Genomic DNA, 7,738 nt, shown 5'->3' with positions numbered 1-7,738 from the left:
CGTGGTATCTTTCACCGATGCCCAGAAAACCGCCAAAGGAAATCACTGCGAACATGATGCCATTCGCGGTCTTTTCGAGCATCACGTCGTCGATCGTACCAATTTCCTTGCCCGCCGTGTTGTAAACAGTTGTGCCAATCACGCGCGAGGCGCGGATGGCGTCGGTATGGCCACTCGGAGTTGGCATTTCTTGAGCTCCTCTCTGTCCAAGTCAGATACCCACCAAACGGGCGGTCGGCGCTGATGTTCCCAAAAAACTGCCGGTGCTCTGTGGTCCGGACTCGACGGAGTGGCCGTCGCACAGCACGTCGTTACACGGCTGCGATAACGCCTGCCGATAACGGAATTCCTGGTCCTCGGTTCGAACAGTAGCGAAAGGCGACGAGGGCACCCTCACCGCCTCTGCTACGGAAAAAGGCGCGTCGGAATTCCGTGCAGCGCCCCCGTCCGAATTGATCGCCGATCACTGAATCACCTTGACCACCTTGCGGGTGCTCGGATCTACCAGCAGCGTCTGATTGTCGACGACGACATAGCGGTATTGGACGTTGGGTATCTCGTGCAGTTCGACGGTATCGGGCAAGGCGGAACCGATGTTGAGCTCGACGCCGGGCAGGTTAACTGAAGCCAGAGGCTGCTTCCTCACATACTCCTTGATGACCGTCTCCTGCTCGGGTTGAATCACCACATCCTGAGCAGCCGCCGCGCCAACGCCCGCCAGCAGCAGGAAGCCCGCCGCAACACTGGTAAGATGCAATCTCATGATGGTCTCCTTTGAAAGCTGGATGGTCTCCTGTGAAAGCCGGCCACCTCTCGGCTGCGTCACATCGTTGCCGCCCGCAGCCCGGGCTGCCTGGTCGTAAACGCCATCGGATGCAGCTTGTTCCTCCGAACCGCCCGCCAACAGACCGGGAACAAAGTTTTTGGGTCAGAGTTCTACCCCGCGAAGGGACTCACACGTTCAAGGAGAATTCCCATGAAACGCGTTCTGATCACCAGCATGCTGGCGCTTGGCGTCAGTTGCGGGGCGGCACTCGCCCAAACGCAGCAACCTGCGGACAACCAGTCGGGCGGCGATACCAAGTGCACGATGGGTACCGCCAAATGTCAGAAGGGTTCCAATATGGGCCAGCGGGCCCAGGGCAAGATCAAGACCGAAGAGCAGACCCAGGGCAAGGCCAATGCGAAGACTGAGCAGCAGGCCCAGGGCAAGGCTGGCGCAACCACCGAGCAGCAGGCGCAGGATCAGGCCGGCACCAACTGCACAGCTGGAATGCCCAATTGCAAGAAGGGCTCGAAGAAGGGCGAACAGGTCCAGGGCAAGGCTTCGACCCAGACCAACGAGCAGGCGCAGGGCAAAGCCGGCATGACCACCAACCAGCAGGCCCAAGGCAAGGCGTCGACCCAGACCAACCAGCAGGCGCAGGGCAAAGCCGGCATGACCACCAATCAGCAGGCCCAAGGCAAAACCTCGACCCAGGACAACACCTCGACCGCGTCCATCAACAACGTGACGGTCGAACAGAAGACGCAGATCGTCAACGTGATCCATGAGACCAGGGTCGAACCGGTGTCGAATGTGACCTTCGACATCAGCGTAGGCGTTGAGATTCCCAGGAAAAAGGTTCGGCTGCATCGTCTGCCTGCCCGTATCGTCAAGATTGTCCCAGCCTATGAGGGCTACGAGTACTTCGTGCTGGCCGATGGCCGCATCGTGATCGTCGACCCGAATACGCTGAAGATCGTCCTTATCCTGACCTGACGGGGACACATGCCCGCCGCGCCGAAGGCATGGCGGGCCTTTCCACGCTGATATCCATAATCAAGCCCAGTCTGATATGCTGCTCCGTGGCTGTCGCCGCCATAAAGCTGGGCGGTTTCGTGGCTCTCGCCCTCTCGCTGCTTTCTCTCCTGCGCTCTGCACGCTGATTGTTCCCGCCTATATCAATCGCGTGTTCGGGCCGCCGCTGGGAACAGGACGGCTTGCTGCGCGTTCCATAGTCATCTTCATCAAAATACGCGGCAAACGCACGCGTTGGCAAAATGGAGAGGACATGAGCATCCTCGGAATTATTCTCATCATCATACTGGTACTTGCCTTGCTCGGCGGCCTCAGCGGCCTAGGCGGCGGGCCGTTCTATGGCACCGGCTATTACGGCGGCGGTGGGCTTGGACTGGTGTTGATTATCATCATCATCCTGGCTCTCCTCGGGCGCATATAGCGCAGCGACCCAGTCTGTCCCTCAGGGCGGGGCCCGCGCCGTGGTCGGCGTGACAACGAACGCCGACCAACTTCCGAGAGAAGAGATAAGACGGCGGAAGCCCGACGCGTCGCAGGGATTCCGCCGATCGCAATCGGGCTACGCAGCTTGCTGCAGAGCGCGCTCGTTGACACCCCCCTCGCCCAGCCTGGAAAGCGCTTCGTCGGTCGCCATCTCTTCCTTAAGAGTGGCATTGAGCAAGTCCGCGACGTCTCTCTTACCCATCTGTTCGGCCCAGGCAATCAGAGTGCCGTATCGAGCAATCTCGTAGTGCTCGACTGCCTGCGCGGCTGCAACCAGTCCGGCGTCAAGTGCGGGCGCGCCTTCATATTCCTCCAGCACTTCCGAGCCCTCTTCGACAATGCCGTCGATGGCAGGACAGGTCTTGCCGCGTGCCGACCTGCCGATTTTCTCGAACACTTCCTCGAGGCGATCCACATGGCCTTCCGTTTCCATCCGGTGTTTCTCGAAGGCGGCGGTCACTTCTTCCGATTCCGCCGCTCTGGCCATCTTGGGCAGGGTCCTCAGTATCTTCTTCTCGGCATAATAGAGATCCTTCAGTCCATCGAGGAATAGGTCCTCAAGACCTTTCCTTGCCGCTTTCGTTGTTTTCTTCGTGGTTGCCATAATCGTCTCCCGCTGGGTTGGTAGCAGCCTCCGCAAAAGTGCGAGGCACTCGATAACCCACCTGCCGGAGACAAGTTCCCGGGCGACCGAGCACCGTCGAAGAATTCTCCAGGGACGAGGCTGGCCCGGCATTTTCGGCAATCTCTTCGGCGTTCTTTTTCACGTCTGCCGCGGGCGACGGATCAGGTGACGTGCTCCCCTGGTCTTGCTCGGGCTCTCTTCAGTGGCGAGGTGCGCCAGCTCGTATCGCGTTGGTGGAAGGTGATGCGAAGGACAAAATGACGCTTACCGCTTACAGCGAAAGCAGCGCCTTGCTTCGTCGAAGCCCTTCAATGGCGCATGAGGGGCCGGCTCTGGCCGGTGCGCCGCAATGTCGCCGAAACATCCGTCGACAATCACCGCACCGTTTAGATGCTTGTGCAAAGCGGCTTCAGTGTACCAGCACGTTCCGCAGCCAGGCCATCAGCCTGCTTCCACGGATGGTCTTGCGCACCCTGGCGGCAGCCCAGCTTGCTTGCATCGTTGCCCCAATATGGCAGCTGCAGACGATGTCGTGCAGTTGCCCATCGCTCAGCTTGAAGAAGCGTTTTGCTTCCCCGTAGCTATCACCCTGGAGACCCGAGGCACGCAGCAGCGGATCCTCGAACGCAACGGTGATCGCCGACCCCGCCGTTCGCGTTTCCGCGCGGACTTTCGGATGCAGATGTTCGGTGCCGGTCAGTGCTCCAAGGCATCGCGCGGGTTGCCGCTCGAGGAGCTCTGCCCAACGCTCGATCCTTTGCGTTCTGGTCATGATGGCGCTTTGCGCCAAGGGATTGACGTCTGCGATTGTTCGCAGCTCGTGAAGCGTCTGGTGTTTCATGGTCGGCTCCTGTTGACAGCGCAGCATTCACCCCTTCAGGAAAGCTACCGCGACGGCATCCGCCGACAAGAGCATTGCCGAAAGAGTTCCATCAAACGATGCTGCAATCCTGTTGGAAGGTGCGCTGGTTTCTCACGCATCGAGGCCGCTGGGGGCGTGACAGGCCAATGGCCCTGAAATTTGCATATGGTGGGCGATGACGGGCTCGAACCGCCGACATCTTCGGTGTAAACGAAGCGCTCTACCAACTGAGCTAATCGCCCGCTCCGGGCCGGACCTTTAAGCGGTCGGGATCGGCTTCGCAAGGCCAAATGAGCGCAGAACGCTCTGGTTGGATACCGGTTTTGCCAACAAAAGGCCGGCTGTCAAAAAACCTTCTCCTGTTTGCTGTTATGCTGTCCCGTCACGCTTGACACCCGGTGGCGAACCCCTTATCCAGCGCCCCAACGACGAACACGGCTGACACGTGTTCGCCATGCGCGGGTGTAGCTCAGTTGGTTAGAGTGCCGGCCTGTCACGCCGGAGGTCGCGGGTTCGAGCCCCGTCACTCGCGCCATTTAACTTACTGATAGTTAAATGGTTTTCGCGCTAAGTAGGCTTCGGCCTTGTCAGGCAATCGGACCATGTAGCAGGCTGCGAAGAATTCGCGGACGACTGCAGCCGCTTGAAGCGCGCGCCCCTAGATGCGCGCAGCGCCATTCTCCCGGCTGCCAAAATGCCGTGCCGTTGATGCGGCCGGTCGATCGTCACCTGGCCTTTGGTCTGATCCGCAGCCTACCTCGATGATTCCGACCAGTGCGCGAACAAATTCAACCATATCATTTGCCGTAATGGCGGCCTTGTCGGGACTTTGCCCAATGCGTTCGGCGGCTGCGCAACATGACAGGCGGATGAGATCGTAGTGTGAATCCCTTTCATCCTCCGGCATCGCCGCTAATTTCATGGCTCGGCGATGAATCAACCGCAGCAATTGTTCGAGAGCTGCTCCGACACTCATGCGTTTGCTCCGCATTGGTCGACCGTCCCACCGGAAACGTCGACGAGGACGTGTTTTCCCCCGTGATGTGGAAGGCTGCATCACGGCTGTTAATATATCGTTTAGTGCTAATATAATGACGCTCCGCGGAGCTGTCCTGCTACCGGAGCACCCGAGGGCAACCTTGAAATCGTTCGTTGTGACAGAAGCCCGCCACTGTGAGGCAGCGGGCTTGGCCTAAACGGCTCGGCCTCTACAGCGATTGCGGGCCTGATCACGGCCTTCGTTGTCAGGAATGAAGCTGAAGAACATCGGTTGGCGGTCGCGTGCCCCAGCCCTGCAATCCGAGCAGCCCTAACCTCATCCCCTCGCCAGCAGCGCCTCGACCTCCTGCAGCGTCGGCATCGATGGCGCGGTCCCTGGCCGGGTCACCGAAATTCCGGCAACGGCGCAGGCGAAGCGCACGGCTTGAAACGGCTCCACGCCTCGCGAAAATGCCGCGGCCAAGCCGCCATTGAAGGCGTCGCCCGCCCCGGTGGTTTCGACCACCGGTCCCGCACTGACGGCGGGAACATGGTCGGAGCGGCCCTTCGAGTGCAAAAGCGCGCCCTTGTCACCCAGTGTGACGATGACCGTGCCGACGCCCTTTTCAAGCAGCTTGTCCGCAGCGGCTCGCGCCTCGTCGACCGACGAGACCTTCATCCCGGTCAATTCCTCCGTCTCGGTCTCGTTGGGCGTGAAATAGTCACACAGCGTATAGATGGGGTCGGGAAGCTTTGCCGCCGGGGCCGGGTTGAGAATCGTCGTCACCCCTGCCCCACGTGCGATCTCCAGCGCCCGCATAGCTGCTTCGATCGGCTGTTCGAGCTGGGTGACGAAAACGCCGGCACCGCGGATGAGCGCGGCATTGGCCTCGATGTCGGCCGGCGAGATCAGCATGGCGGCACCGGGGCTGACGATGATGGCATTGTTGCCGGTCGTCTCCTCGACGAAGATGTAGGCCGCACCGGTATAGCTTTCCGGCGTATCGATGACGGCATTCTTGACGCCGGCCCGCGCCCAGGTCTGCCTGGCCATGTCGGCGAAGGGATCGACGCCGAGGCGCGTGAGGAAGGTGACGTCGGCACCAAGCTTGCCGGCTGCAACCGCCTGGTTCGAGCCCTTGCCGCCCGGACCCAGCGTGAAGGATGTCCCGAGGATCGTCTCGCCCATGCGCGGCTGCCGCTGCGCCCTGTAGGCGGTGTCGGCGACGAACACACCCAATATGACGACAGGCTTGCCCGAAGCCATGCCGCTACTCCGCGTCCGGAGGCACGACGCCCTTGCGGAAGGCGAAGCAGCCATAGAAGCGGCGCTCGCCGGTCTGGATGACGCAATAGGCCTGCTTGGCGCGCTCGTAGAAGGCATAGCGCTCGACCGCTATCATCGGCCACGACTTGCCTTCGGCCGCGTCGATTTCCTTTTGTACCTCGTTCTGCACAGCGGGAACCTCGTCCGGCTTGCCGACAATCTCCATGCGCGCGGCGGAGTCGTCGACGAACGTATCCAGCGGATAGAGCGACAGCACCGCCTTTACGACCTCGGCGGCCGAGGCATCGATGCGCAGCAGGCGGCCGAGCGCGGTCTGGCGCGCCACCGAATCGGACGGAAAATTGGTGTCGGCGATGATCAGATCATCGCCGTGCCCCATTGCCCGCAATGCCTGCAGCACGTCGGCATTGAGCAGCGGGTTGATGCCTTTGAGCATGATATTCCTCGTGAAGTCCGATTGAGATCAGAGACGCTTGCCGGTCTCGGCGTCGAAAAGGTGGATCTGGTCGAGCCGCGGCTTCAAGGTGAGCGTGTCGCCCGGCTTGAAGTCGTGGCGCTCGCGAAACAGCGCCACCATCTCGCCTTCGCCGAAGCGCAGGAAGACCAGAGTTTCAGAGCCGGTCGGCTCAACCACAGAAATCTTCGCCGGCACGCCATCGGGATGGATTTCGAGATGCTCCGGCCGCACACCGTAGACAATGGCCTGGCCGTCCTGTGCGGCATTGTCCGCTGCAACCGGGAACAGCGTGCCCGCAATATCGACACCTGGCTTCGCACCCTTGCGCATGACGCCCTTGAGCAGGTTCATCGAAGGCGAGCCGATGAAGCCGGCGACAAACAGATTCGCCGGCCGGTCGAACAGTTCCAGCGGCGCGCCGACCTGCTCGATGCGGCCGTCGCGCATGACGACGATCTTGTCGGCCATGGTCATGGCCTCGATCTGGTCATGGGTGACGTAGATGGTGGTGGTCTTCAGCCGCTGGTGGAGTTCCTTGATCTCGGTGCGCATCTGTACGCGCAGCTTGGCGTCGAGATTGGAGAGCGGCTCGTCGAACAGGAACACTTGGGGATTGCGCACAATGGCGCGGCCCATCGCCACGCGCTGGCGCTGGCCGCCGGAAAGCTGGCGGGGATAGCGCTTCAGATAGGGATTTAGGTCGAGGATGTCGGCGGCGCGCTTGACCCGTTCGGCAACCACGGCCGGATCGGTTTTCCGCAGCTTCAGCGCAAAGGCCATGTTCTGCTCGACCGTCTTGTGCGGATAAAGCGCATAGTTCTGGAACACCATGGCGATGTCGCGCTTGGCCGGCGGCAGATGGTTGACGATTCGGTCGCCGATGGCGATCGTGCCGCCGGAGACCGTCTCCAGCCCGGCAACCATCCTGAGCAGCGTGGACTTGCCGCAACCCGAAGGGCCCACCAGAACCACGAACTGCCCGTCTGATATGTCGACGCTGACTTCGTGTAGAACCTTGACGGTTCCGAATGCCTTGGCCACCTTGCTGATCGCGACTTGCGCCATATCTCCCCCGCCGGCTCCATTAGCCGTAGGCGCAGAAGCTAACCAACGCGACCGGTCAGGGCAAGTCAGTCTGATACAGGTAAACCCGTTCTCGTGACCGCGCTCAGACAGATATGAGATTCTTGCAGTTGAGGAGGGGTTCTCCGTAACTCGGGTTGCGAAGCTCGAATCATAGGAGA

Annotated in this window: 10 protein-coding genes and 2 tRNA genes; 3 read left to right on the top strand and 9 right to left on the bottom strand. The window is 60.8% G+C overall.

Features of this window, described 5'->3' with window-relative positions:
* Together NKH57_RS32910 and NKH57_RS32905 are read right to left on the bottom strand one after the other, a co-directional pair.
* Positions 1 to 187: PRC-barrel domain-containing protein (locus tag NKH57_RS32910; RefSeq protein ID WP_352950504.1), on the bottom strand; the 187-nt coding region annotated here is incomplete at its 3' end.
* Positions 188 to 463: 276 nt separating this feature from the next.
* Positions 464 to 763, bottom strand: a complete 300-nt coding sequence (locus NKH57_RS32905) for a DUF1236 domain-containing protein (RefSeq protein ID WP_023759824.1) — start codon at positions 761 to 763, stop codon at positions 464 to 466.
* Between the two features lie 213 nt (positions 764 to 976).
* On the opposite strand from NKH57_RS32905, the gene NKH57_RS32900 reads away from it, so the two are divergent.
* The gene (locus NKH57_RS32900; RefSeq protein ID WP_352827245.1) at positions 977 to 1,762 is read left to right on the top strand and encodes a DUF1236 domain-containing protein; all 786 of its coding nucleotides are present in this window, start codon (positions 977 to 979) and stop codon (positions 1,760 to 1,762) included.
* A gap of 292 nt (positions 1,763 to 2,054) precedes the next feature.
* A complete protein-coding gene (locus NKH57_RS32895) occupies positions 2,055 to 2,222 on the top strand; it encodes a DUF3309 family protein (RefSeq protein ID WP_023759825.1) in 168 nt (55 codons plus the stop codon).
* A 138-nt stretch (positions 2,223 to 2,360) separates the two neighbouring features.
* Here NKH57_RS32895 and NKH57_RS32890 read toward each other — a convergent pair whose 3' ends face one another.
* The 3 genes from NKH57_RS32890 to NKH57_RS32880 form a co-directional block, all read right to left on the bottom strand.
* Positions 2,361 to 2,888: a YciE/YciF ferroxidase family protein gene (locus tag NKH57_RS32890; RefSeq protein ID WP_023759826.1), complete on the bottom strand. Its 528-nt coding sequence runs from the start codon at positions 2,886 to 2,888 to the stop codon at positions 2,361 to 2,363.
* Positions 2,889 to 3,318: 430 nt separating this feature from the next.
* Positions 3,319 to 3,750 (bottom strand): hypothetical protein, encoded by a 432-nt coding sequence (locus NKH57_RS32885; RefSeq protein ID WP_352827250.1) that lies wholly within the window; start codon positions 3,748 to 3,750, stop codon positions 3,319 to 3,321.
* Positions 3,751 to 3,937: 187 nt separating this feature from the next.
* Positions 3,938 to 4,013 (bottom strand) — tRNA-Val (locus NKH57_RS32880).
* 216 nt (positions 4,014 to 4,229) lie between these two features.
* Between NKH57_RS32880 and NKH57_RS32875 the strand changes: the two genes are divergently transcribed.
* Positions 4,230 to 4,306, top strand: a tRNA-Asp gene (locus NKH57_RS32875).
* 123 nt (positions 4,307 to 4,429) lie between these two features.
* Here the strand turns inward: NKH57_RS32875 and NKH57_RS32870 are convergent.
* From NKH57_RS32870 to NKH57_RS32855, 4 genes are all read right to left on the bottom strand, one after another.
* Positions 4,430 to 4,747, bottom strand: coding sequence for a hypothetical protein (locus NKH57_RS32870; RefSeq protein ID WP_352602763.1), 318 nt, complete (start codon positions 4,745 to 4,747; stop codon positions 4,430 to 4,432).
* A gap of 339 nt (positions 4,748 to 5,086) precedes the next feature.
* Positions 5,087 to 6,016 carry a ribokinase gene (gene rbsK / locus NKH57_RS32865; RefSeq protein ID WP_352950500.1) on the bottom strand — a complete coding sequence of 310 codons (930 nt, stop codon included), beginning with the start codon at positions 6,014 to 6,016 and terminating at the stop codon, positions 5,087 to 5,089.
* A 4-nt stretch (positions 6,017 to 6,020) separates the two neighbouring features.
* Entirely contained in the window at positions 6,021 to 6,473 is a 453-nt protein-coding gene (locus tag NKH57_RS32860; protein ID WP_352602767.1) for an RbsD/FucU family protein, read from the bottom strand.
* 27 nt (positions 6,474 to 6,500) lie between these two features.
* Positions 6,501 to 7,559 (bottom strand): ABC transporter ATP-binding protein, encoded by a 1,059-nt coding sequence (locus tag NKH57_RS32855; protein WP_352950498.1) that lies wholly within the window; start codon positions 7,557 to 7,559, stop codon positions 6,501 to 6,503.
* Positions 7,560 to 7,738 lie beyond the last annotated feature (179 nt).

It is taken from the genome of Mesorhizobium sp. M1050, from assembly GCF_040318715.1.
In the GTDB taxonomy this organism is placed as follows: domain Bacteria; phylum Pseudomonadota; class Alphaproteobacteria; order Rhizobiales; family Rhizobiaceae; genus Mesorhizobium.
This window is presented reverse-complemented; position numbering and strand designations above follow the sequence as displayed.